This window comes from Mumia sp. ZJ1417 (assembly GCF_014127285.1).
GTDB lineage: Bacteria > Actinomycetota > Actinomycetes > Propionibacteriales > Nocardioidaceae > Mumia.
Genome location: NZ_CP059901.1, coordinates 1318438 through 1342642, shown reverse-complemented (window position 1 = coordinate 1342642; position 24205 = coordinate 1318438). Strand labels below are relative to the sequence as shown.

Genomic DNA, 24205 nt, shown 5'->3' with positions numbered 1-24205 from the left:
CCGGCTCAGCCCTCGCCGATGGTGTTGCCCTGCCCCTCGTCGTCGACTCGCGGGGTCAGTGCGGACCCGTGCAGGATCGTGTTGTCAGAGCCTTCGACGTCGACGGCCCGCAGCTGCTTGATCATGATCTCGTTGCGGCTGCCACCGACGTCGAGCTCGAGGGTCCGCACCCCGGTGATCGTGTTGTCGGAGCCGTCGACCCCAAGGTCGCGGACCGTCTCGAACGTGACAGTAGCGCCGTCGGTGTCGACGTCGATCTCGCCGCACGGGCCGGTGGCGGTGACCGTGGCAGCAGCGAGCACCTTCACCTCGCCGCCGCCGTCACACGCCACGAGCGCCGGTTCGGCGGTCGTGATCCGGTGCTCCTGCCCCTTGCCCACCGTCACCCTGCGGGGCGTCGCAGTGGACGTGCCGTCCGTCGGCGTGGCTGATCCCTCGGTGGTCGGCGACATCTCGGCCGGGGTCGACACGGTCGGATCCGGGTCGTCGTCGGCCGCCTCGCCGCACGCGCCGAGGACAGCCGCGCACGCGAACAGCACCACCACCGAGGTTCTACGACGTCTCGTTGAGCGATGCATGTAGACCCCCTGCGCTCGGCGCCACCCCCGTGGCCGGTCTCCCCTGCACGCTAACCGTCATCCCGCGGCGTCGCAGACGAGGAAGTCCTCAACCCCGAGCGCGGCGAGGGCGAGCCGCACCGGTGCGGGGGCACGAGTCCGGTCCGGGTCGTGGACCAGCCGAGGGTGGGTGAAACGGAGATCCCGACCCCGTGTCCGTACGGTCGCCCCGCCGGCCGCGCGCACGTTGCGCACCCAGTCGGTCTCAGCTCCGTACACGAGCGCGAACGCGATCTCGTCGCCACGTCGGAAGACCGCGACGGGCGTGCGGAACGTCCGTCCCGACCGGCGGCCGCGGTGGCTCACGACGCCGAACCCAGGCATCCACGGCGCGACGTGAACGATGAGCCGGTTGGGGCCCGCCCGGTTGAGGCGTCCCGCGCTCTTGGGGATCGGCATCCTCGTACGGTGCCACGCGCCACGCTCACGCGCCATGATGGGGAGATGTCCGACGATCTCGAGGTGCTGGAGCGCTGGGTGCGTGCCGGCGGGACGTGGAGCGTGGTCAGTCGGACAGCGAGGCGCGCCACCGTTGCGCTGTGCCGCTGCGACGGCGGCGAGGAGGTCGACAGGCTGACGTCCGACGACCCGGCGTTCCTTGCGCACGTCGCGAGGGGTTGGACAGAAGGCTGAGGGCTTGGCTGCGGACCTCGGACCCCGCAGGATTGACCCATGAGATGCCCCAACGACGACACCACCCTCGTGATGAGCGAGCGCAGCGGGATCGAGATCGACTACTGCCCCGAGTGCCGCGGCGTCTGGCTGGACCGCGGTGAGCTCGACAAGATCATCGACCGCGCCGGGACGCAGGCAGCGCCCGCACCTGCAGCAGCGCCGGCGCCCGCCCCGACCTACCAGGAGCGGCCGCAGCAGTCATACCAGCAGCCGCGGTACGAGGAGCGCCGCGACGACCGCCGTTACGACGACCGCTCGTACAAGAAGAAGAAGAAGGAGAACTGGCTCTCCGACCTCTTCGACTGAGGTCCGATGTGGGGTGGGACGAGTCGGCGTACGGTCACTCGGTCACTCGTCCCGCTCGGCCTTCTCCGCGAGCGTCGCGAGCCGCCGGTCCCATGCCGCTGCTTGGCGCTGGAGGTCCCGTCCGAGCGCGCTGAGGGGGCCGCCGAGCGGACGGAAGACCACCTCGCGTCCGCGTCGCTCGGAGGTCACGAGCCCCACTGCGCGCAGGACCTCGAGGTGCTTCACGACGGCCTGGCGTGAGATCGGGAGCTCGGCCGCGAGCGCCGACGCCGAGGCGCCCCGCTGCCCGAGCCGTACGAGGATCCGCCAGCGCGTCGCGTCGCCGAGCGCGGCGAATACCGGTGCGGGTGATGTCGGTGCGCTCACGCGTCGCCGGTGACAGCGCTGACGGTGAGGTGGTCCCGTGCGACGACGAGCTCAATCTCCCAGCCCTCTGCGTTCTCGGCCAGCTTGGCCCGCCGCTCGTCCTCCGAGCCGCTGAGCGAGGCGAATCCGCTCTCGGCCACTCGCAGCGTCACTCCGCCGGGGCGCTCGTCGATCCAGAACTCGACCAGGGTCGACTCGTCGTCGGGCTCGGCCGCAGTGTGGTCGGCGATCCAACGGAACGCCGCGTACCGAGGCGGTTCCAGCGCGACCGTACGGAACGCGAAGACTCCATGCTGCGGGTCGCGGACGAGCGCCACGTCGCCCTCGTACTCGATCTCGTGCTCGACGTATGCCGTGCCGTCGTTGATGTACCAGCCGGGGATCGAGACCAGGTCCCACACCTCCTGGGCCGATGCGTCGATCTCCCGCCGCTTGTCGATCCTGTCGTGCGCGTCCATCTGCTGCCGCCCTTCGCGTCATCTGTCAACATGCAACCCTAGAGTTGCATCTCATCCCACGCCGACGCAAGTACCGCTCGCTACGCTGGCGCGACACCCGACGCAGGAGGAACGATGACCGACGACCGCATCCGCTTCACGCTCGACGAGTCGGAGATGCCGACCCACTGGTACAACATCGTCGCCGACCTCCCCACGCCGCCGCCCCCGCCGCTCCACCCGGCCACGCACGAGCCCGTCGGGCCCGACGACCTGGCTCCGCTCTTCCCGCCCGAGCTGATCGCTCAGGAGGTCACCACCGAGCGCTACGTCGAGATCCCCGAGGCCGTCCGCGACATCTACCGCCAGTACCGCCCGTCGCCCCTGGTCCGCGCCCGCCGCTGGGAGCAGAAGCTCGGCACGTCCGCGCGGATCTACTACAAGTACGAGGGTGTCTCGCCGGCCGGCTCCCACAAGACGAACACGTCCGTCCCGCAGGTCTACTACAACGCCCAGAACGGCATCACCCGGCTCACCACCGAGACCGGCGCCGGGCAGTGGGGCACGGCGCTGTCGTACGCGTGCGCGCTGTTCGGGCTCGAGTGCGAGGTGTGGCAGGTCGGCGCCTCGTACGACACCAAGCCGCAGCGCCGCACGCTCATCGAGGTCTTCGGCGGCAAGGTGCACCGGTCGCCGAGCACGCTGACCGAGTTTGGCAAGGGCTTCCCCACCGACCACCCCGGCTCGCTCGGCATCGCGATCACCGAGGCCGTCGAGCTCGCGGCGCAGGACGACGGCACCAAGTACGCCCTCGGCTCGGTCCTCAACCACGTCCTCCTGCACCAGACGGTGATCGGGGAAGAGGCGGTGCTCCAGCTCGCGAAGGCTGGCGAGTCCGGGGCCGATCTCGTCATCGGCTGCGCGGGCGGCGGCTCCAACTTCGCCGGGCTCGCCTTCCCGTTCCTGCGCGAGAAGCTCGCCGGACGCCAGCAGCCGCGTATCGTCGCCGTCGAGCCGTCCTCGTGCCCGACGCTCACGCGCGGCGAGTACCGGTACGACTTCGGTGACACCGGCGGCATGACGCCGCTGATGAAGATGTACACGCTCGGCCACGACTTCGTGCCGTCCACCATCCACGCCGGCGGGCTGCGCTACCACGCGATGGCTCCGCTGGTCTCGCACGTCGCGCACGAGGGGCTGATCGAGGCGGTCGCGCTCCACCAGAGCGAGTGCTTCGAGACCGCGACCGAGTTCGCCCGTACGGAGGGCATCGTCGCGGCGCCTGAGTCCTCGCACGCGCTCGCGCAGGCCCGTCGCGCGGCGCTCACCGCGGCTGAGTCGGGCGAGGAGCCGGTCATCGTCATCGGCCTGTCGGGCCACGGGCTCCTCGAGCTCGGCGCGTACGACTCCTACCTCCACGGGCGGCTCGAGGACGACCCACTGAGCGACGAGGCGCTCGCCACGTCCCTGGCGGCCGTCCCGGTGCTCTGATGATCGAGGTCGCTCCCGGTGTCCTCGTCGCGACCCACCCGTTCTGCACCACGACCACCACCGTGGTCGTCGGGGCCGACGGGCGGGAGTGCCTTGTCGTCGACCCGGCGGTCACGGCGTCCGAGATCGACGCCCTGGCCGCGGAGCTCGCGTCACGCGAGCTCACGGTCACCGGGGCGTTCTCCACCCACCCGCACTGGGACCACCTCCTGTGGCGACCCGCGCTCGGCGACGCCCCACGGTGGGCGACGGCGCGCGGGGCGCAGCGGGCCCGCGCGGTCGAGGGCGACAACGCCGGCAAGGCGCGAGAAGCGCTCGCGGGTGTCGACCCGAGCGGCCTGAGCCGCGTGACCGCGCTCGCGCCTGGCGCGACCACGCTCCCCTGGACGGGGCGCCGGTGCCGGGTGCTGGAGCACCGCGCGCACGCCGTCGGGCACGCAGCGCTGCTCGTCGAGGACGTCGGCGTCCTGCTGGCGGGTGACATGCTGTCGGACGTCGAGCCGCCGCTGCTCGACCTCGAGGCGGCCGACCCGTGGGACGACTACGCGGCGGCGCTGGCGATGTTCGAGACGACAGCGCCCGACGTCTCGATCGTCGTGCCCGGGCACGGCACCGTCGGCGACCACGACGCGCTCGTACGACGGATCACCGCCGACCGCGCCTACCTTGCAGACCTCCGTTCTGGCGCGTCGACGGACCCCCGACTCGCCGGCGCCGCGGACTGGCTTCGCGACGAGCACGACGAGGCCGTACGACGGTTCGGCCGCTGAGCGACGGGCCGTCAGCGCGCGCCGCGCGACGCGAGCACCCGCGCGGCGACGTGGGGTGCCAGCAGGCTCTCCGGTCGAGCGACGAGCGCCGTCACCCGCAGGAGGGCGGCCGCGACGACCGGATCGCGGCGGGCCACCCGCTGCAGCCGGCGGACGTACCGCCCGATCAGCACGTCCGCACGCGTTTGTGTCCCCACGACTCCCGGCAGCTGCAGATCGGCTCCCCTGACGATCGTCCACGCGCCGTCGACGATCCGTGCCGCCTCCCGGGGGTATCGGGCGCGCACCTCGTCGAGGCCACCCGAGCCGACCGCGCGACCGAGCGCGACGGCCTGCATCGCGGCGAGGCTCATCCCGTGCCCGAAGGTCGGGTCGAGGCTGCAGATCGCGTCGCCCACCGCGGCGTACCCGAAGGGCAGGTCGCGAAGGCGCTCGAAGGCACGCCGTCGGCAGTCGGGGAAGCGGTAGGCGAGCGCGTCGTGCAGGGGTTCGCGGTCGTCGAGCAGGGTGGCGACCTCCGCCGCGACCACGTTCTCGGCGGCGCGCCGGAGCCCGTCGGCGTCGAGCGGCACAGGCTCGTCGCCGTACGCGAACAGCGTCAGCGTCCACGTGGCGTCCTCCTGCCGGATCGCGACCGCGCCCCGAGGCACCTCGGGCGTGGCGGCGGAGATCACGAACATGCGGTCGCCGACGTCGCCGTCGACCGCTTTGACGTGGGTCGTCACGTACCGGATGCCGATCTCGATCCGTTCCTCGTCCGGAGGCGTGGCGCCGATCGCGGGCAACCACCGGTGCGCCCGTCCCGCGCGGCCGGTCGCGTCGACGACCAGATCCGACTCGATCACCCGCTCCGCGGGGTCAGCGTCGCGGTCGCGTGCGACGACACCGGTGACCCGGCCGTCGTGCGCCGTCAGCCGTGCGACATCCGTGGCGGTGCGGATCTCGACGGTCGGGAGCGCGGCGACACGGGAACGGAGGGTGTGCTCGAGGAGGAGCCGGGAGACGGCGACGCCGCCGGCCCCGGTCTCGCACTCGGCGACGAGCCCGCCTCCGACCCACCAGCGCCCCACGATGCCGACGTCCCCGTCGGCATGTGCCCCAGCCTCGACCAGCGCGTCCGTGAAGCCCGGGAGCAGCGCGTCCATCGCGAACCGCCCGGAAGGGAGGAGTCCGTGCGTGTGGATCGCCTGTGGGGTGCCGGGCCGCGGCGCGGGTGTGTCGGGCAGGAAGTCGCGCTCGAGGACGACGACCCGGTCGGCGTGCCGAGAGACGGCCGCCGCCGAGAGCAGTCCCGCGACGCTCCCGCCGGCGACGACCACGGTGCCGAGACGTGCTGGGGTGGTGGACATGGGAACCTCCTGGATCCGGACCTCCTCAGCCTCAGGCCGTCAGGTGCTCACTCTCCAGACCGTTCTCTGTCCAGCTCCTGCCCGCTCGGCGGACCGTGCAGCTCCCAGTCCCACAGGATCTCGTCGAGGCGGTCGATGCCAGCGGCGAGGTGCCGGCGGTAGGTGCTGAACGGCAGGCCCAGCACCTCGGCCGCCCTCTCCTGGGACCCGGCGGGCCGCAGGAAGGTGCGGTCCAGCGCCCGTACGGCGACCTCCGAGCGTGGACGCCGGGCGAGCACCGCGACGGCGTCACGGACCCGCGCGACGAGCGTCGCCGTCGGATCCTCACCCGACGTGACCAGGCGCGAGCCCACGAGCGGGTTGGTTCGGAGCCGAGGGGCGTCCGTGAGGTCCTTGAGGAGTGCCCGCACCGCGTGGCGGAAGTCGGCACGCGAGAGTGCCACCGCGGGGGCGACAGGGGGCGGGATGGCGCCGGTGTCGTCGAGTTCGCGAGCGCCCAGCCCTTCCAGCCAGTCCTCGTACGGGCTGCGGGCGAAGTCACGCGCCCACACGCCCACCTCGCGACCGTCGACCTCGCACGCACCGAACCGTTCGAAGCCGATGTACGTCCACACCGGCGCCCAGGCCGACTCGTGGGCGCTCGACACGACGACCCAACCGAGGTCCCTGAGACGCCATCCTCGCAGCGACTGCGCCGCCACCTGGTCGGACACGGGCCCGATGCGCCCGGGGGCCGTGGCGTCGAGCCCGATCTGATGGATCACCGCCTCCCCCGGCTCGGGCGGACGACGCTGGGCGAGCGCGGCGAGCGCCCAGCCCGTGACGACGTCGTGGTCCGCGACGTCGGGAGCAGCCCGGTCGAGGCGTACGGCCAGGCAGACGCCGCTGCGCCGGCCAGTGGCGTCCTCGAACACCGTCCACGCCTCGGGCTGCTCGCGCAGCCAGTACGCCGCCACGCTCGCGCGTGCCTCAGCGGCGAACGCGTCCACGACCCACTCGAGATCGCCCGACGCGAGCGGACGCGCCATCAGTGCGCCCAGGTCGTCGAACGCGTACAGGTCCTGCGCCTCAGGGTTCCCGCGGTGAAGGTGCAGGAGATCGGCGGCGAGGCGGTCCTGGTCCGCGCCCTCCGGCCGGCTCATCCGCTCCACGATGACAGCGCGGATCCGGCGGTGGAGGTCCACGAACGCGTCTCGGTCACGCCACCGGAGGTCCCTGTCGAGCGCGTCGCGCACGACCTCGTGGAGGGTCAGACCGTCGGGGTGCGACTCCGCGTACGGGCGTTCCCGAAGCCACTCTAGCAACCCGTCCGCGTCGCCGTCGTCCTGCGCGAGGACCTCGCGCAGCATGCCTCGGTCCACCCGTCGAGCGTGGCCGCAGACGTGCAGCGCGGCCCGCTGGAGCGGGGTGACGCCCTCGTCGAGGAACCGGCCGAGGAGCGCTGCGGTCACGTCCGGGTCGGAGCGCAGCGGGCTCGTGCCGGCCGCGCTGCTCGCGCCCGTGCGCGCGTCGGTCGCGACGACGATCGCCAGCGGATGGCCCCGGCTGTCACGGACCACTCCCGCGGCGGTCTCCTCGTCGCTCACGCCTCGTGACCGCACCAGTGCCGCGGCCGCCTCGGGGTCGAGGTTCCGGACCGGGACGACTAGGCCGTACGCGGCGAAGGCAGGGTCCGTACGCCACGAGGCCGGAGGAGGTCGCCGCCCCGCGAGGAGGACGTGCGCACCCGCGGGAAGAGCGGGGACGAAGGAGCGCCAGAACCAGCCCGCCGTCTGCTCGGCGAGCTCGAAGCGATCGATCGCGAGGACGGACTCGGGGTCGCCCGCGGAGCCGTCCGTCAACCCGCACGCCTCGCTCAGCCGCTCCCTGAACCCGACAGATCCCGGGTCCAGGTCAGCGCAGTCGAGGCTGACGACCGTTCGCCCGGCGGTGATCGCGTCCGTGACGACCGCATCGAGCAGCACGGACTTGCCCACCCCGCCGGGTCCGTGCAGGTACGCCAGCATCCGGCTGTCGTCGTCCAGGAAGGCACGCAGGGCCGCCAGCTCGTCGTCACGACCGACCAGTGCGTGCCGACGAGCGCGGTCGAACAGGTCGCGTGCCGTACCGGTCACGACGTCATCGTCGCACGGGCGAGCCGCGTTCTCCGCCCATCAGCGGTCAGCGGTCGAGCGCGATCCGGCGGCCGTGCTCGGCGAGCACGCCGCGCACCTCGTCCTCGTCGACGGCATCGAGGAACCGCTCGCCCGGTGTCTCGAAGAGCTGCCGGCGGACACCTGGCGCGACCCGTCCCATCCCGAGTGGCCAGAACGTCCCCCAGTGCACGGGGACCGCCCACCGCGCGCCGACGCGTCGTACGAGGTCTGCTGCGTCGGCGGGGCCGACGTGATCGTCGCCGAGCGTCGGCCCCCACCCGCCCACCGGGACGAGCGCGAGATCGACCGGCCTCACGTCGGAGACGTCCGTGGCCGGGCCCGTGTCGCCGGGAAACCACAGCGACCGCCCCGCGCCCTCGACCCGGAACCCGACGGGCTGCGCGGCCTTGCGCGACCATCGATGGCGAGTCGCGGGGTGGTCGGCCGCCGACACCTCGACACGCACGCCGGCGACGGTGAGCCGGTCCCCCGGGCTCGCCTCAAGGACGTCGAGCCCGGTACGGGCGAGGAGATCGCGACTGCCGGCGGGGACGACGACCGGCGTGCCCGCGGTGAGACGGCGCAGCGACGGCAGGTGGAAGTGGTCCATGTGGAGGTGCGAGACCAGCACGAGGTCAGCGGCCGTCGCCTCGTCCGTCGGCGAGGTCGCGTGGCGACGCAGATGGACGAAGCGGTCCACAAAGACAGGATCGGTGAGCACTCGGGTCGCCCCCAGCTCGACCGTCGTGGTCGAGTGCCCCCACCAGGTCACCGCGAGCCCGCTCACCTGCGCACTCTACGACTCAGCCGCTCTTCGCGAAGGGTGACGGAGGCAGGTCCGCCACTGCGGCCACGTCGTCGCCGTGGGGCTGGACATCAAGGCGCCGCCGATCACCTCGCCCGCGAGGGTGCACTTTGTTCGGCTCGGAGGGAGGATCGAGGCAGAAACGACAAGACCCTGTCCGCCGGTGTCTGGCGGACAGGGTCTGTGATCGGTGGAGCTACGGGGATTCGAACCCCGGACCTCTTCCATGCCATGGAAGCGCGCTACCAACTGCGCCATAGCCCCGCGCTGAGCAGTTTTTCACTCAGCGAGCAGACTCGATCTTAGCGGGTCGCTCCACGGGAACCGAAATCGGGGTCCCCCTCCCGGGTACGAGCCCCGTCGTCCGAGGCATCGGCGTCGTCGCTCATCTCCGGGACCGGGAGGTTGCCGGCGTTCCACTCGGTGACCTGCCACCGCCCGAAGCCCTCCTGGAGCACCGCCCAGCAGCCGTTGCTGAAGCCGCCGAACGAGCGCCAGTGCTCCTGCGGGAGACCCACGAAGGCACACACGCCGACCCGGATGACGGCGCCGTGGGCGACGACGACCACCGTCTCGTCCTTGTCCATGACGGCGATCAGCTCGCGCAGCGCTGCGCCGAACCGCTCGGCCGCGTCGGCGTGCGACTCGCCACCGGGCGACACGATCTCCTCGCCGCGTCGGAAACGCGCCTCGAGGTCGGGGTAGCGCGCGTGGATCTCGTGGCGCGTCAGCCCCTCACGTTCGCCGAAGGCGACCTCGCGGAGCCGGACGTCGGTCTCCACAGGCACGTCGACGATCCTCGAGAGCGCCGCGGCGGTCGCGCTCGCCCGCTGCAGGTCCGAGCTGACGATGCGCGTCGGGTTGAGCACGGCAAGCCGCGACGCCATCTCTGCGGCCTGCGCGCGCCCGGTCGCGTTGAGCATCGTGTCCGTCTGGCCCTGCAGGCGACCTGCGAGGTTCCAGTCGGTCTGACCGTGGCGCCAGACGATGACCCGCCGACTCATGCGTCGGCGACCGGCGGCTCGCCGGCCAACGGCACGCCGTCGGTGTCCTCGCCCTCTCGTACGGCCTGCGACGTCGCAGGTGCCTTGCCGGCGGCATCGCCGAGGCCGGACAGCGGGATCGCCGGGCAGTCGCCCCATAGCCGCTCGAGCGCGTAGAACGAGCGGTCTTCGTCGTGCTGGACGTGCACCACGATGTCGGCGTAGTCGAGCAGGACCCAGCGCCCCTCACGCTCGCCCTCACGACGGACGACCTTCGCGCCGTGCTCGAGCAGCTTCTCCTGCACGGCGTCGACCACCGCACGCACCTGGCGGTCGTTGGACGCCGACGCGATCACGAACACGTCGGTGATGACGAGGTGCTCAGAAACGTCGAAGGCGATGATCTCGTGCGCGAGCTTGTCGGCGGCGGCAGCTGCCGCCACCTGCGTCAGCTCCAGCGCACGCGGCGATGCGGTCACGGCTGTCTCCCGTTCGGGTGGTGAGATTTGCGAGGAGTGGTCGCCCCGGTGGCGTCCACGTAGAGGCGGTGCTTGGCGATGTACTGGACGACGCCGTCAGGGACCAGATACCAGACGGGCTCGCCCCCACCGACCCGCTCCCGGCAGTCGGTCGAGGAGATCGCCAGAGCGGGGATCTCGACGATGGTGACCCGGTCCTTGGGCAGGGCGTCGAGCGTCTTCATGTCGATGACGTGCCCAGGACGGGTGCACCCCACGAAGTGCGCGAGGTCAAACATCTCCTCGGTGTCGCGCCAGGTGAGGATCTGCGCGAGGGCGTCGGCGCCGGTGATGAAGTAGAGGTCGACCTCGCCGCCGTAGTGGGCGCGGAGGTCGCGCAGGGTGTCGATCGTGTACGTCGGCCCCGAGCGGTCGATGTCGACACGACTCACCCAGAACTTCGGGTTGGAGGCGGTGGCGATGACCGTCATCAAGTAGCGGTCCTCGCCGGGCGAGACCTTGCGGTCGGCCTTCTGCCACGGCTCACCCGTCGGGACGAACACGACCTCGTCGAGTCCGAACCACGACTGGACCTCCGATCCCGCCACGAGGTGACCGTGATGGATGGGGTCGAACGTCCCACCCATCACCCCCACGCGGGGGCGCCGGCCGGCCTCGAGCGGCAGGCTCATCAGGAGTGCTCGCGCCCCTTGCCGAAGGCGAAGAGCCCGACGAGGAGGAGGACGAAGAGAAGGAGCACCGCACCGCTGACGACGTACGGCGACAGGGCTTCCTCCTGCTCGGCGCTCTGCGCCAGGAGGTCGGTGAAGACGGATCCGGTGAACGACATGAGCGCCAATCTACCGTCCGAGCCTGCTGCGCGTACGAACGACCCCGGGCTCAGCGCACGTGGCCGTCACCTGTGACGACGAAGGTGGTCGTGGTCATCTCGGGCAGACCCATCGGGCCCCGCGCGTGGAGCTTCTGGGTGGAGATGCCGATCTCGGCACCCATGCCCAGCTCACCGCCGTCCGTGAAGCGCGTGGACGCGTTGATCATGATCGCGGCGGCGTCCACCGCCGCGGTGAACCGCTGGGCCGTCGCCAGCGAGCGCGTGACGATCGCCTCGGTGTGGCCCGACGAGTACGTCCGGATGTGGGCGACCGCATCCTCGAACGAGTCGACGACGCGGGCCGCGATGTCGAGCGAGAGGTATTCGGTCGCGTAGTCGTCGTCCGTCGCCGTCACGACCGCCTCGTCGGCCGCGAGGAACGCGGCATCGCCGTGGATGGTGACCTCCCGCTCCAGAAGGGCGGCGACGACCCTCGGCAAGAACTCGTCGGCGACCGCCTTGTGCACCAGGAGCGACTCCGCCGCGTTGCAGACGCTCGTGCGCTGCGTCTTGGCGTTGACGACGATCTCGAGCGCCATGTCGAGGTCGGCCTCGGCATCGACGTAGACGTGGACGTTGCCGGTCCCCGTCTCGATCACCGGCACCAGGGACTCCCGGACGACCGTCTGGATCAGGCCCGCTCCCCCTCGCGGGATCACGAGGTCGACGAGTCCACGTGCCCGAAGGAGCGCCGTCGAGCTCGAGCGGTCGGACGGGTCGATCGCCGAAATCGCATCAGCCGGCAGCCCCGCGGAGGCGACCGCGTCACGGAGGATCGCCGTGATCGCAGCGTTCGAGGCCGCTGCCGAGCCGGAGCCGCGCAGCAGCACCGCATTGCCCGCCTTCAGGCAGATCGCGGCCGCGTCAGCGGTCACGTTCGGGCGACCCTCGTAGATCATCCCGATGACACCGATCGGCACCCGTACCTGGCGAAGCTGGAGCCCGTTGGCCAGCGTCGATCCCCGGACGACCTCACCGACCGGGTCGGGAAGTGCCGCGATGTCGCGGGTGCCCTGTGCCATCGCGGCGACACGATCGGCATCGAGACGCAACCGGTCGATGAGGTGCTCGCCGAGCCCAGAGGCGCGCCCCTTCTCCACGTCCGTCGCGTTGGCAGCGAGGATCTCGTCGGTGTGCGCGACGAGCGCGTCGGCCATCGCGTGGAGGGCCGCGTCCTTGGCCGCGCGTGGGACCGCACGCAGATCGAGGGCTGCTGCGCGGGCCGACCGGGCGGCGGCGTGGACGTGGGATTCGAGGTCGTGGCTCACGACTTCAGGATAGTGACTCAGAAGTGGACCGGAGTCGGGGCGACCATCCCCGCGTCGGGGTCGTCGAACGTCTCGCCCATGGGCGTCCGTAGGTGGTACGTCGGCTGGTCGAGCACCTCGAGCCCGACCACGTCCCACCGCGGCAGCCCGGCGGAGCCACGGTGCTCCCCCCACACGCGCATCGCCATGGCCGCGACGTCGAGCATCTCGCTCGCCTGCTCCCAGTAGCAGATCTCGGCTCGGTCGACGTCGTAGCGCAGCGAGTGGAGGAAAGCGTGCTCGTCACGCAGGCGCAGCATCGCCGTCCGTACGGCGTCGTCGTCGTGCGGTGCCCCCGCCACTGTCAGTGCGACGTGCCACAGCTTGTGCTGGCCGACCACGAGCCCTCCCTCGGCTTTGGATGTCCGCGGAACACCCTATCCGGCAGGTGTTCGGCACGTGATGAAGTTACGAGGATTGGCTCAGAGCACGACGAGGTCGTCGCGGTGCACCAGTTCGCGCTCGTACTCGGCACCCAGCTCGGCGGCCAGGTCGTGAGTCGAGCGACCGATCATCCGCGGCAGCTCCGAGGCGTCGTAGTTCACCAAACCTCTGGCGACGACCGTGCCGTCCTCGGCCGCGAGGTCGACCGGGTCACCGGAGTCGAAGGCACCCTGGACCCCGACCACACCGGCGGGCAAGAGCGATGCCCGGCGCTCGACCAGCGCGCGCACGGCACCCGCGTCGAGCACCAGAGTGCCCTTGCCCGTGGTCGCATGGGCGAGCCAGAGCAGGCGGGTGGGCCGCCGGCGACCGGTCGGGTGGAAGGTCGTGCCGACCGGCTTGCCCTCGAGCGCCTCTCCCACCTGCGCCGCACTCGTGAGCACCACGGGGATGCCGGCTCCCGTGGCGATGCGGGCGGCCTCGACCTTGGTCACCATCCCGCCCGTACCGACCTTGGACTGGCTCGGCTTGGCGAGGTCGAGGCCCTCCAGGTCACCGTCGCTGCGGACATCGGGGATCAAGGACGTCCCCGGAAGCGTCGGGTTGCCGTCGTACAGTCCGTCGACGTCCGAGAGCAGCACGAGCCGGTCGGCGTGGACGAGGTGGGCGACGAGCGCCGCCAGCCGGTCGTTGTCGCCGAAGCGGATCTCACCTGTGGCGACCGTGTCGTTCTCGTTGACGACGGGCACGACGCCGAGGTCCAGCAGGCGGGCCAGTGTCCGGTAGGCGTTGCGGTAGTGGGTGCGGCGGACGACGTCGTCCACGGTCAGCAGCACCTGGCCGACGACGAGGTCGTGGCGCGCGAACCGTTCGGTGTAGCGCGCCACCAGCAGCCCCTGCCCCACGCTCGCCGCCGCCTGCTGGGTCGCGAGGTCGCGTGGGCGCGCGGGAAGGCCGAGAGGCCTCAGCCCTGACGCGATAGCGCCGGAGCTCACGAGCACGACCTCGTCGCCCCGCTCGCGGGCGGCAGCGAGCGCGTCGACGAGCGTGTGCAAGCGTGACAGGTCGAGCCCCCCGTCCGCCGAGCTGAGCGACGACGAGCCGACCTTGACGACGATCCTCACGACGTCACCCCCACAATGCCTGCCTCACTCCTCGTCGTCCTCCGACCACAGGTTGTCGGGGACGACCCTGTCCCCCTCGCGGACCTCGCGCGCCGTCTGCTCGAACTCGCGCTTGCGGGCGAGGTCGTCGCGGCGCTGCTTGTTGGTACGGCGATGGTTCTCGATGAGTCGGTCGTCCTCGCCGCGACGCGAGCCGAGCAGCTCGGCCCCGGCACTGATCTGCGGGTCGAAGTCGAACACCACGGCATCGTCGACGCTGCCGATGACGACATCGTCGCCGGCCTCGGCTCCCATCGCGAGCAGCCGCGTCTCGACACCGAGCCGGTTCAGGCGGTCGGCGAGGAATCCGACGGCCTCGTCGTTGGTGAAGTCGGTCTGGCGCACCCACCGCTCGGGCTTCTCGCCGCGGACGATCCACTGACCGCCCTTATGAGTGATGGTGAAGTCGTCGCCGCCGTCAGCCGAGCGAGGCTGCAGGATCGTCCGTGTGGCCGGAGCCGGCGTGGTGGCCTTGCGGGACGACGCGACGACCTCTGCCATCGCGTACGACAGCGCCTTGAGGCCCTCGTGGCTCGCCGCGGAGATCTCGAAGACCTCCAGGCCACGCTCCTCCAGCTCGCCCCGGACGAACTCGGCGATCGTCTTGGCGTCGGGGACGTCGACCTTGTTGAGGGCGACCAGTCGCGGCCGGTCGTCGAGGCCGCCGTACGCGCTGAGCTCGCCCTCGATGACGTCGAGGTCGGTCAGCGGATCGCGACCGGGCTCGATGGTCGCACAGTCGATGACGTGCACGAGCGCCGCGCACCGCTCCACGTGCCGCAGGAAGTCGTGGCCCAGGCCGCGGCCGTCGGCCGCGCCCTCGATGAGGCCGGGGACGTCGGCGACCGTGTACGTGGTGTCACCCGCCACGACCACCCCGAGGTTCGGGACGAGCGTCGTGAACGGATAGTCGGCGATCTTGGGACGGGCGCGCGACAGCGCCGCGATCAGGCTGGACTTGCCCGCGCTGGGGAATCCGACGAGGCCGATGTCGGCGACGACCTTGAGCTCGAGGGTGATCGAGCGCTCGTCTCCCGGCTCGCCCTTGAGCGCGAACCCCGGAGCCTTGCGCTTGCTCGAGGCGAGCGCCGCGTTGCCGAGGCCGCCCCGTCCGCCCTGCGCGACGACGAGCTCGGTGCCCTGGCCGACGAGGTCGGCGAGGAGCTCGCCATCGGCGCCTCGAACGACGGTGCCCTCCGGCACCGGGAGCACCAGGTCGTCGCCCTGCCCGCCGTTGCGGTTGCCGCCGCTGCCGTGGGTTCCCTTGCCGCCTCGGCGGTGGGGCTCGTGGTAGTAGTCGACCAGCGTGGTCACGTCAGGAGAGACCCGCAGGACGACGTCGCCGCCGTGGCCTCCGTTGCCTCCGTCGGGGCCGCCGAGCGGCTTGAACTTCTCGCGGTGCACCGAGGCGATGCCGTTGCCGCCGTCACCGCCCTTGACGTGCAGGGTCACCTTGTCGACGAACGTCGGGACTGCCATCCGTGCCACCTCCTCAGGATTGTCTCTCGTACGGGTGTGCTCGCGCCGATCCGGTCGGCAGAATCCCGACGAGACGGGACGAGGGGCGAGCCCGCGTGCTGCGGACCCGCCCCTCGTCTACGTCGAAGTCCGTCAGATCACTCCGACGGGACGATGTTGATCACGCGACGACCACGACGCGTGCCGAACTCGACCGCACCAGCGGCGAGTGCGAACAGCGTGTCGTCGCCACCACGGCCGACGTTGGTGCCGGGGTGGAAGTGGGTGCCACGCTGGCGGACGATGATCTCGCCGGCGCTCACCTGCTGACCACCGAAGCGCTTCACACCGAGGCGCTGCGAGTTGGAGTCACGGCCGTTCTTGGTAGAAGCGGCGCCCTTCTTGTGTGCCATGTGCTCGAGCCTACTTTCGCGTCACTTCGAGATGCCGGTGATCTTGACCTGGGTGTAGTGCTGGCGGTGCCCCTGGCGCTTCTTGTAACCGGTCTTGTTCTTGTACTTCTGGATGATGATCTTGGGGCCCTTGGTCGCGCCGATGACCTCGGCGGTCACGGAGACCTTGGCGAGCGAGTCAGCGTCCGAGGTCACCGCGTCGCCGTCGACGAGGAGCACGGCGGGGAGCTCGACCGACTCACCGACCGTGGTCTTGACCTTGTCGATCTCGATGACGTCGCCGACCGCGACCTTCTGCTGCTGGCCGCCACTGCGCACGATCGCGTACACCGCCGACTCACATCCTCACTCGTTGCTGCTCCACTGTCGGAGCTGGGCTGTCCAAAACTTAGGGGTGGTGCCACCGCCAGGCGCTGAGCAACAATGCTGGGCACTCGGCTGGGCACACAGACCGGCACGCACACAGGCGTGCCGATCATCTAGTCTACGGAGTCTCCCCGTCGCCGGTCAAAACGGGGTCGGGTACTCCGCCGTCCAGCGTACCGGGCGATTCCACACCACCCTGCGAGGCGGCCTCCGCAGACTGCTCTGACGGCTGCTCCGCAGACTGGTCAGCGGACCTGTCGGTCCCGCCTGAGCGACGACGACGGCGCTTGCGGGGAGCCGGAGTCTCGCCGTCGGCCGACGACGCCTCCGTCGCGGGGACGTCAGCAACAGGTGCGCTCTCATCGGGCTTCGCCTCGTCGACGGGCGCGTCCTCGGTCGTGGACTCGTCCTTCGACGCGTCCTCGTCCTGAGGCTTGCGGCCCGACCTGCTCTTCGGCTCGCCACCCTTCGCCTGCTTCGGCTGATCGCCGTCGTTGCGCTTGCCACGTCCGCCGCGAGAACGCCTGCTCTCGTCGGCCGACTTCTTGGGCTCGTCCGGGTGGTCGTGGACGATGAGGCCGCGGCCGGCGCAGTGCTCGCAGGGCTCGCTGAACGCCTCGAGGAGCCCCGTACCGATCCGCTTGCGGGTCATCTGAACGAGCCCCAGTGAAGTCACCTCGGCGACCTGGTGGCGCGTACGGTCACGGCCCAGGCACTCGACGAGGCGGCGCAGCACGAGGTCGCGGTTGCTCTCGAGCACCATGTCGATGAAGTCGATGACGATGATGCCGCCGATGTCGCGCAGCCGGAGCTGGCGCACGATCTCCTCGGCCGCCTCCAGGTTGTTCTTGGTGACGGTCTCCTCGAGGTTGCCGCCCGACCCGGTGAACTTGCCGGTGTTGACGTCGACGACGGTCATCGCCTCGGTCCGGTCGATGATGAGCGAGCCGCCTGACGGCAGCCAGACCTTGCGGTCGAGGGCTTTGGCGATCTGCTCGTCGATCCGGTACGCCGAGAAGGCGTCGCCCGACTCCGAGCCCTTCCACGTCTCGACCCGGTCCTTGAGGTCGGGCGCCACGTGGCTGACGTAGCCCTCGATGATCTCCGAGGCGTCGGCCCCGTCGACAACGAGCCGAGCGAAGTCCTCGTTGAAAAGGTCACGGACCACCTTGATGGTGAGGTCCGGCTCTCCGTAGAGCAGCTGCGGAGCGGATCCGGAGCCCGCCTTCTTCTCGATGTCCTTCCAGCGGGCGTCGAGCGCCTCGACGTCACGCGTGAGCTGGTCCTCGGTCGCGCCCTCGGCCGCGGTGCGGATGATCACACCGGCGTCCTCGGGGAGGATGCCCTTGAGCAGCGACTTGAGGCGGTTGCGCTCGGTGTCCGGCAGCTTGCGGGAGATGCCGCTGCTCTGGCCCCCCGGGACGTACACGAGGAAACGGCCCGGCAGGCTGATCTGGCTGGTCAGGCGCGAACCCTTGTGGCCGACCGGGTCCTTCGTCACCTGGACGAGCACGGTCTGCCCGGACTTGAGGACCTCTTCGATCTTGCGGGGCTTGCCGTCACCGAGCTTGCTCCAGTCGACCTCGCCGGCATACAAGACGGCGTTGCGCCCCTTGCCGATGTCGACGAACGCGGCCTCCATCGACGGCAGCACGTTCTGGACGCGCCCGATGTAGACGTTGCCGATCATCGAGTTCTGAGACTCGCGCGACACGTAGTGCTCGACGAGCACGTCGTCCTCGAGGACCGCGATCTGGGTCAGCTCGTCGCGCTGGCGGATCACCATCTCCCGCTTGACCGACTCGCGGCGGGCCAGGAACTCGGCCTCGGACACGATCGGCGTACGGCGGCGGCCGGCCTCGCGGCCCTCGCGGCGGCGCTGCTTCTTGGCCTCGAGCCGCGTCGAACCGGCGACGCTGGTGATCTCGTCCTCGGGGCTGCGGCGCTCGCGGACCCGGACGACGGTGTTCTCGGGGTCGTCGGTGGTGGTGGCGGCGTCGCTGTCCTCCCCGCGACGACGGCGACGGCGACGGCGACGGCTCGACCCGCTGGACGAGTCCGCATCCTCGCCCGCGTCGGCGCCCTCGGTGTCGGCGTCGTCGTCGTCGTCGGAGGGCTCGGCAGACGCCTCGGCGGCATCCTGCTCGCCGTCCTGGGAGTCGTCCTCGTCGTCGGTGTCGACGTCCTCGTCGGTGGTCGGCTTGCGGCGGCGGCGGCCGCCGCGACGACGGCGGCGGCGGGCCGGCGTGGTGCCGTCTCCCTCGTCGCTGTCCTCGTCGCCATCCTCGGCGTCGTCGTCGCTCACGTCAGCGTCGTCACGATCGTCGCGTTCGCTCCGGGTGCGGCGGTCGTCGGGACGCTCGGCGACAACACCCTCGTGGTCGTCGTCCTCGGCCTCGACAGGCTCGGGGCGGCGCTTGCGACGGGGAGGCGTCGTGGGCTCCGGCGCCTGGAACAGTGGCGCGACGAACGCAGCGCGCCGGGTCGGGGCGGAGGCCTCGGCCTCGGGCTCTTCCTCGGGCTCGGCCTCGGGCTCGGCCTCGGGCTCGGCCTCGTCGGTCTCGAGGACCTCGACGACGTCGGCCGGGGTCTCAGCCTCGGCGTCCTCAGCCGCAGGTGCCTGCGCGACAGCCTCCACGTCCGCGGCCTCGGCCGGGATGTGCGTGTCGGTCGTCTCCGCGACGGGGGTGGCGGGGCCCGCGGAGCGGGAGGCCGCCTTCTTGCGCGTCCGGGTGGTCTTGGTGACCGTGGGAGCGGCAGGGGTGGAATCGGCGGTGTCGGCCTGCTCGGTCGGCTCGTCGGCCTTCGTGACCTTCGCGGCCGCCTTGCGCGTGCGGGTGGCGCGCGCCGGCTTGGCTGGCTCGCGGGCCTCGGAGAAGACTGCGGCCGTCGGTGGGCCGGCTGGGCGTGAGGCCGCGCGACGGCGGCGGGTCGTGACCGTCGCGCCCGAGTCAGAGGCGTTGTCGGGGTGGGACTCGGCGTCCGCGGAGGGTGCCGAGGGATTCTGCTCGTCGAGCATGGTTCGCTCCTTCGGCCTCGCGGCCGCCGAAGCAGGTCGCGAGGCGATGTCGTCGCCGCGTGCAACCGGTGGTCGCACAGCGGACGCAAGCCTGCGGTCGGCCCGGGTGACCGGGCTTCGACGACGCCCTCCGTTGTTGTCGGCCTGTCACTGGCGCCCCGTCCGCCGCCGCGGTCGCCGCCGCAGGCGTCGTGCGCCTACGACGCGTCGCGGTCGGGCGCGAACGGATCGCCGACCGTGCCGGCCTGCGCATCAAGAGGACCTTGCACCAGCCGGGTGGCCACAGGGGCTGCCGACAGCGCAAGACCCGCGATGGCGCGGAGCCCGGCGAGAACATCGTCGGGTCGTACGGACGGGGTGCCGTGACGTACGACCAGGTCCAGTATCGCACACGGCGCCTGAACGTCGGGTGACATCCGGCACTCCAGGCGAACGACGGCGCTCCGGCTGTCGAAGGTGCGCAGCCCCTTCTTGGTCATCCGCTCAACCGGGACCTCGTCGGCCGCGAGGAACGCGGCCACGGCGCGCTGCGCCTCGTCAGGCGCCACACCGGGCAGCTCGAGGCGCCACTGGCTGGCCTCGAGCCGGTCCGCGAACGACCCGGTCCCCTCCTTGACGGCGACCACCTCGAGGATGTCGAGACCGGGCGGAAGAGCGGTGTCGAGCACCCCGGCGACCTTTTCGGGGTCGAGCGGGCGGATCACGCCGATCTCGAGGTACTCGGCCTCGCTGGCGGCCCCTGTCGGGGACGCGCCGGCGTACGAGATCTTGGGGTGCGGGGTGAATCCGGACGAGTGTGCGATCGGGACCCCCGCACGGCGTACGGCCCGCTCGAAGGCCCGGCCGAAGTCCCGGTGGCTGGTGAAGCGCAGCCGCCCCCGCTTCGCGTACCGGATCCGCAGCTTCTGAACGGTCGGGAGCTGCGGGTTGGGCGCCTCGGGGTTGGCCGGGGTGCGGTCGGGACTCGTCACGGTGCGAGCGTAACCGAGGCCCCCTGTCCGCCGGTCAGGTGCCGGACGCGTGGTGGCACCGTACGAGGACACCCTCGAGGTCACGCGGCGCGGGAGCCTCCTCGTGGCACACCGACGTCGCCGACACGCAGCGGGCAGCGAAGGCACACCCCGTACGACGGGCAGTCGGGCTCGGCGGGTCGCCGAGGATCGGGGGCCGCGAGACCCGCTCCCCCGGCGTGAAGGCGGGCACGGAGGTGATCAGCATCTGGGTGTACGGATGCCGAGGCTGTGTGACGAGCTCGTCAGCGGGGCCCTCCTCGACGATCTGGCCGAGGTACATGACCCCGATACGGTCCGCCACGCTGCTCACCACGGCGAGGTCGTGCGCGATCAGCAGGTAGGCGAGCCCGTTCGAGGCCTGCAGATCGGCCAAGAGGTTGAGGACCTGGGCCTGGACGGAGACGTCGAGCGACGCGACCGGCTCGTCGAGCACGAGAAGGCGTGGGTCGAGCGCGAGCGCCCGCGCGATCACGACCCGCTGGCGCTGGCCGCCGCTGAGCTCGCGGGGGTAGCGGCCGCCCATCGACCGGTCGAGGCCGACGGAGTCGAGCAGCTCGGCGACCGAGCGCGAGCCGGTACGGCCACGGATCCGCAGCGGCTCCTCGATCGCCTCGGCCACACGCAGACGCGGCGACAGCGCCGCAGCGGGATCCTGGAACACGACCTGTGTGTGGTCGCGGACGCTCCGCAGGGCGCGGCGGCTCATCCCCGAAACCGGCTGCCCCGACCAGAACACCTCACCGGAGTCACGTGCGGTGAGCATGGCGGCCATCCGGGCGAGCGTCGACTTGCCGCACCCGCTCTCGCCCACGAGGGCGTACGTCTCCCCGGCGCCGATGCTGAGGCTCACCCCGTCGACCGCGGTCAGACGAGCACCGCCACCCGGGACGTCGTACCCCTTGGCGAGGGTGGAGAGCTCAAGGACGGGACTCATACGGCGCTCTCCTGGGTCTCAGCGGAGCCATCGGGGGCTCCGTCGCTCGGGAGCCGCCAGCAGCGCGCCCAGCCGTCGTTGCCGCGGTGGACCGGGGGCTCCTCGCCGCACGCGTCGTCGGCGCTCGGGCACCGCGCCTCGAACGCGCATCCGAGCGGCCACGCACCCGGGAGCGGCGGCCGCCCGGGCATGGCGCTGAGCCTGCGACGGCCGGGTGCGACGACGGGGCGACTGGCGAGTAGACCGCGGGTATAGGGGTGCTGGGGCGCTGCGAACACCGACGCGACCGGGCCCTCCTCGACGATCTGCCCGGCATACATCACCGCCACACGGTCGGCGGCCTCCGCGACGACGCCCAGGTCGTGAGTCACCAGGAGCGTGGCGCGGCCCTCGTCGCGCGTCGCTGCTCGGATCACGTCGAGCACCTGCGCCTGGACGGTCACGTCGAGCGCGGTCGTCGGCTCGTCGGCGACGAGCACCGCCGGGTCGTTGGCGAGCGCCATCGCGATCGCGACGCGTTGGCGCAGGCCGCCCGACAGCTCGTGGGGGTAGGCCCTGGCGCGCTGCTCGGGAGCCGGGACGCCGACGTGAGCGAGGAGCGAGACCACCCGCTCGCGGTGCGCGCGACGCCTGCCTCCGCGGTGGAGCACGAGCGCCTCCGCGATCTGGTCGCCGATGCGCTGGAGCGGGTTGAGCGAGCTCAGCGGGTCCTGGAAGACGGTGCCGACCACGCCGCCTCGGACGCGGCGCATCGTGGCCTCGTCTGCGCCAACCAGCTCCGTGCCCTGCGCACGGACGGACCCGCGGGTGATCCGGACACCACGGCCGGCGAGCCCCAGCGCGGACATGCATGTGACGGTCTTGCCCGAGCCCGACTCGCCGACCAGGCCCACGACCGTCCCCGGCTCGACAGCCAGGTCGACGCCTCTGACCAGGACGAGCGGATCGTCTGCGGGGCCGGCCTCGACCCACAGGTCCTCGATCTCCAGCGCCGCCGTCATGGGGCCACCCTCGTGTCGAGCGAAGCGGACGGGTCGAGGACGCCGGCACCGGCCTGCCAGCGCCTGCGCAGGCCCGTGCCGAGCGCGTTGGCGCACATGACCGTAACCACGATCATCAGGGCAGGCCAGGCGACGATCCACCACGCCGTCTCGAGGTAGGGGGTGCCGTCGGAGACGATGTTGCCCCAGGACGGGGTCGGCGGCTTCACACCGAGCCCCAAGAACGACAGCGCGCCTTCGATGACGACCAGCGCGCCAACCGTGAAGGACCAGACGACGAGATTGGCGGGGAGCACCTGCGGCAGGATGTGGCGCCGTACGAGATAGAGGTCGCTCGCGCCCGCACCTGCCGCGGCGACGACGTAGTCCTCGCCGCGGACCCGCTGGACGATCGTCCGAGTCACCCGGGTGGGGAGCACCCAGCCGCCGAGCGTCAGCAGCGCGACGAGGACGGGGATGTCCGAGCCCACGACGGCGACGGCGGCCAGGGCGATCACGAGGAACGGGAAGGCGAGCCAGACGTCGGCGACCGTCATGATCGCCCGGTCCCACCAGCCGCCCCAGTAGCCCGCCACGAGCCCGAGCAGCAGGCCGATGACGACCGCCCCGGTCGCGGCGCCGAACCCGACCTGGAGCGACACACGTCCGCCCTCCAGGGTGCGGGTGAGCATGTCGCGGCCGAAGGCGTCCGTGCCGAGCGGCTTGCCGTCGACGGCCCCGGGGAGCCAGGCGGGTGGCGCGAGCCGCTCACCGAGCGCCTGCTGGGCACCGTCGGGTCCGAGCAGCGTCGGGCCCGCGAAGCACGCGAGCACGATGAGGGCGAGGACCACCAGCGGGGCCCACACGCGAAGGTCGAGGCGGCTGCGTCTCATGTGCGGGCCCTCGCGGTGCGCGGGTCGAGCATCGTGAGTAGCGCGTCGCCGAGGATGTTGACGGTCACGACGAACACTCCGATCACGAAGACGGTGGCTTGGACGAGCGGGTAGTCGCGGGCGAAGATCGCGTCCACGAGCTCCTTGCCGATGCCGTCGTAGGCGAACAGGACCTCCACGACGACGGCTCCGGAGATCAGGTAGGACATCTCGACGACGAGCGCCGCGGCGACCGCAGGGAACGCGTTGGGCAGGGCGTGCCGCCAGAGGACCCGGCGCGACGACGCGCCCTTGGCCGAGGCGGTACGGAGGAAGTCCTGGTCTTCCACCTGCTCCAGCTCCGCGGCCACCATGCGGGCTGTCCGCGCGACGGCGAACGCGGCGAGCGCGAGCGTCGGCATCACCAGCGTGGCAGGCGTGCCGCTGCCGAACGCGGGGAGCCACCCGAGCCGGACCGCCAGCAGGTAGATGAGCAGGACACCGAGGACGAAGGTCGGGACCGCCTGCGCCAGCGTCATCCACGATCCGATCACCGCACGCGTCGCACGGCCCCCGCGGTCGAGGAGCACGCCACAGGGGATGCCGATGACGACCGACGTGACCATCGTCGTCACGAGCAGGAGGAGCGTCGCAGGAAGGGCGTCCAGCGCCGTGCCGAGCGCGGACTCTCCCGTGAACACCGAGGTGCCGAAGTCGAGCCGGACCGCGTCGCCGAGGAACGCCACGTACTGGGCCGGGAGAGGGCGATCGAGCCCCAGACCCGCCCGTACGGCCTCCAGCTGCTCGGGCGTCGCGGACGGCCCGGCGAGCACTCCGGCAGGGTCGCCACTGAGCCGTACGAGGAAGAAGAGCAGCGTCAGCAGGCCGAGGAGCGTGAGGACGAGCCGGGCGGCGGCGCCACCCGCACGCCGTACGTGGCGCCGGCGACGGGTGCCAGGCGCCCGGGGCGGGGCGACGACGACCGCAGTCGCCGCCCCGTCGCCGGTCACGC

The 24205-nt window shown here is 71.6% G+C and carries 27 protein-coding genes and 1 tRNA gene; 4 read left to right on the top strand and 24 right to left on the bottom strand.

The window, feature by feature from the left end; translation table 11 throughout:
• Nucleotides 1-5: 5 nt before the first annotated feature.
• Both H4N58_RS06470 and H4N58_RS06465 read right to left on the bottom strand, forming a co-directional pair.
• Complete coding sequence (locus tag H4N58_RS06470) at nt 6-542, bottom strand: DUF3060 domain-containing protein (protein ID WP_167251972.1); 537 nt, start codon at nt 540-542, stop codon at nt 6-8.
• 93 nt (nt 543-635) lie between these two features.
• Nucleotides 636-1016, bottom strand: coding sequence for a nitroreductase family deazaflavin-dependent oxidoreductase (locus tag H4N58_RS06465; RefSeq protein ID WP_167007753.1), 381 nt, complete (start codon nt 1014-1016; stop codon nt 636-638).
• Nucleotides 1017-1061: 45 nt separating this feature from the next.
• Here H4N58_RS06465 and H4N58_RS06460 point away from each other — a divergent pair, with 45 nt between their 5' ends.
• Both H4N58_RS06460 and H4N58_RS06455 read left to right on the top strand, forming a co-directional pair.
• Nucleotides 1062-1250 (top strand): hypothetical protein, encoded by a 189-nt coding sequence (locus H4N58_RS06460; protein ID WP_167007750.1) that lies wholly within the window; start codon nt 1062-1064, stop codon nt 1248-1250.
• 39 nt (nt 1251-1289) lie between these two features.
• The gene (locus H4N58_RS06455; protein WP_167007748.1) at nt 1290-1598 is read left to right on the top strand and encodes a zf-TFIIB domain-containing protein; all 309 of its coding nucleotides are present in this window, start codon (nt 1290-1292) and stop codon (nt 1596-1598) included.
• Nucleotides 1599-1640: 42 nt separating this feature from the next.
• Here H4N58_RS06455 and H4N58_RS06450 read toward each other — a convergent pair whose 3' ends face one another.
• Together H4N58_RS06450 and H4N58_RS06445 are read right to left on the bottom strand one after the other, a co-directional pair.
• Nucleotides 1641-1964: a metalloregulator ArsR/SmtB family transcription factor gene (locus H4N58_RS06450; RefSeq protein ID WP_167007746.1), complete on the bottom strand. Its 324-nt coding sequence runs from the start codon at nt 1962-1964 to the stop codon at nt 1641-1643.
• A complete protein-coding gene (locus tag H4N58_RS06445; RefSeq protein ID WP_167007744.1) occupies nt 1961-2422 on the bottom strand; it encodes an ATPase in 462 nt (153 codons plus the stop codon). Before H4N58_RS06445 ends, H4N58_RS06450 begins: the two co-directional genes overlap by 4 nt.
• Nucleotides 2423-2536: 114 nt before the next feature.
• Between H4N58_RS06445 and H4N58_RS06440 the strand changes: the two genes are divergently transcribed.
• Nucleotides 2537-3892: a TrpB-like pyridoxal phosphate-dependent enzyme gene (locus H4N58_RS06440; RefSeq protein ID WP_167007742.1), complete on the top strand. Its 1356-nt coding sequence runs from the start codon at nt 2537-2539 to the stop codon at nt 3890-3892.
• Entirely contained in the window at nt 3892-4662 is a 771-nt protein-coding gene (locus H4N58_RS06435) for an MBL fold metallo-hydrolase (RefSeq protein ID WP_167007739.1), read from the top strand. The genes H4N58_RS06440 and H4N58_RS06435 overlap by 1 nt, the downstream gene beginning before the upstream one ends.
• Before the next feature lie 11 nt (nt 4663-4673).
• On the opposite strand, the gene H4N58_RS06430 is transcribed toward H4N58_RS06435, so the two are convergent.
• From H4N58_RS06430 to H4N58_RS06335, 20 genes are all read right to left on the bottom strand, one after another.
• Nucleotides 4674-6011 carry an NAD(P)/FAD-dependent oxidoreductase gene (locus H4N58_RS06430; RefSeq protein WP_167251973.1) on the bottom strand — a complete coding sequence of 446 codons (1338 nt, stop codon included), beginning with the start codon at nt 6009-6011 and terminating at the stop codon, nt 4674-4676.
• 47 nt (nt 6012-6058) lie between these two features.
• Complete coding sequence (locus tag H4N58_RS06425; protein ID WP_167251974.1) at nt 6059-8125, bottom strand: ATP-binding protein; 2067 nt, start codon at nt 8123-8125, stop codon at nt 6059-6061.
• 46 nt (nt 8126-8171) lie between these two features.
• On the bottom strand, nt 8172-8933 hold the full coding sequence (locus H4N58_RS06420; RefSeq protein WP_167251975.1) for an MBL fold metallo-hydrolase: 762 nt from the start codon (nt 8931-8933) through the stop codon (nt 8172-8174).
• 209 nt (nt 8934-9142) lie between these two features.
• Nucleotides 9143-9215, bottom strand: a tRNA-Ala gene (locus tag H4N58_RS06415).
• Nucleotides 9216-9253: 38 nt separating this feature from the next.
• Complete coding sequence (locus H4N58_RS06410; RefSeq protein WP_167007727.1) at nt 9254-9955, bottom strand: histidine phosphatase family protein; 702 nt, start codon at nt 9953-9955, stop codon at nt 9254-9256.
• Nucleotides 9952-10413 carry a ribosome silencing factor gene (gene rsfS, locus H4N58_RS06405; RefSeq protein WP_167251976.1) on the bottom strand — a complete coding sequence of 154 codons (462 nt, stop codon included), beginning with the start codon at nt 10411-10413 and terminating at the stop codon, nt 9952-9954. The genes H4N58_RS06410 and rsfS overlap by 4 nt, the downstream gene beginning before the upstream one ends.
• Nucleotides 10410-11084 (bottom strand): nicotinate-nucleotide adenylyltransferase, encoded by a 675-nt coding sequence (gene nadD / locus H4N58_RS06400; RefSeq protein ID WP_167007721.1) that lies wholly within the window; start codon nt 11082-11084, stop codon nt 10410-10412. The genes rsfS and nadD overlap by 4 nt, the downstream gene beginning before the upstream one ends.
• The gene (locus H4N58_RS06395; protein ID WP_167007260.1) at nt 11084-11242 is read right to left on the bottom strand and encodes a hypothetical protein; all 159 of its coding nucleotides are present in this window, start codon (nt 11240-11242) and stop codon (nt 11084-11086) included. Before H4N58_RS06395 ends, nadD begins: the two co-directional genes overlap by 1 nt.
• A gap of 50 nt (nt 11243-11292) precedes the next feature.
• Nucleotides 11293-12552, bottom strand: coding sequence for a glutamate-5-semialdehyde dehydrogenase (locus H4N58_RS06390; protein ID WP_182397152.1), 1260 nt, complete (start codon nt 12550-12552; stop codon nt 11293-11295).
• 17 nt (nt 12553-12569) lie between these two features.
• A complete protein-coding gene (locus H4N58_RS06385) occupies nt 12570-12932 on the bottom strand; it encodes a hypothetical protein (RefSeq protein WP_182397151.1) in 363 nt (120 codons plus the stop codon).
• 81 nt (nt 12933-13013) lie between these two features.
• Nucleotides 13014-14099 carry a glutamate 5-kinase gene (gene proB / locus H4N58_RS06380; RefSeq protein ID WP_167007716.1) on the bottom strand — a complete coding sequence of 362 codons (1086 nt, stop codon included), beginning with the start codon at nt 14097-14099 and terminating at the stop codon, nt 13014-13016.
• 24 nt (nt 14100-14123) lie between these two features.
• On the bottom strand, nt 14124-15617 hold the full coding sequence (obgE, locus tag H4N58_RS06375; protein WP_167251977.1) for a GTPase ObgE: 1494 nt from the start codon (nt 15615-15617) through the stop codon (nt 14124-14126).
• Between the two features lie 137 nt (nt 15618-15754).
• A complete protein-coding gene (gene rpmA, locus H4N58_RS06370) occupies nt 15755-16009 on the bottom strand; it encodes a 50S ribosomal protein L27 (RefSeq protein ID WP_139085531.1) in 255 nt (84 codons plus the stop codon).
• A 21-nt stretch (nt 16010-16030) separates the two neighbouring features.
• Nucleotides 16031-16339 carry a 50S ribosomal protein L21 gene (gene rplU / locus H4N58_RS06365; RefSeq protein ID WP_167007710.1) on the bottom strand — a complete coding sequence of 103 codons (309 nt, stop codon included), beginning with the start codon at nt 16337-16339 and terminating at the stop codon, nt 16031-16033.
• Between the two features lie 154 nt (nt 16340-16493).
• Nucleotides 16494-19394 carry an Rne/Rng family ribonuclease gene (locus H4N58_RS06360; protein ID WP_167251978.1) on the bottom strand — a complete coding sequence of 967 codons (2901 nt, stop codon included), beginning with the start codon at nt 19392-19394 and terminating at the stop codon, nt 16494-16496.
• 197 nt (nt 19395-19591) lie between these two features.
• On the bottom strand, nt 19592-20365 hold the full coding sequence (locus tag H4N58_RS06355) for a TIGR03936 family radical SAM-associated protein (RefSeq protein ID WP_167251979.1): 774 nt from the start codon (nt 20363-20365) through the stop codon (nt 19592-19594).
• A 34-nt stretch (nt 20366-20399) separates the two neighbouring features.
• A complete protein-coding gene (locus H4N58_RS06350; RefSeq protein ID WP_167251980.1) occupies nt 20400-21341 on the bottom strand; it encodes an ABC transporter ATP-binding protein in 942 nt (313 codons plus the stop codon).
• Nucleotides 21338-22342, bottom strand: coding sequence for an ABC transporter ATP-binding protein (locus H4N58_RS06345; protein ID WP_167251981.1), 1005 nt, complete (start codon nt 22340-22342; stop codon nt 21338-21340). Before H4N58_RS06345 ends, H4N58_RS06350 begins: the two co-directional genes overlap by 4 nt.
• Nucleotides 22339-23214 (bottom strand): ABC transporter permease, encoded by an 876-nt coding sequence (locus H4N58_RS06340; RefSeq protein ID WP_167251982.1) that lies wholly within the window; start codon nt 23212-23214, stop codon nt 22339-22341. Before H4N58_RS06340 ends, H4N58_RS06345 begins: the two co-directional genes overlap by 4 nt.
• A complete protein-coding gene (locus tag H4N58_RS06335; protein ID WP_167007691.1) occupies nt 23211-24203 on the bottom strand; it encodes an ABC transporter permease in 993 nt (330 codons plus the stop codon). Before H4N58_RS06335 ends, H4N58_RS06340 begins: the two co-directional genes overlap by 4 nt.
• Nucleotides 24204-24205 lie beyond the last annotated feature (2 nt).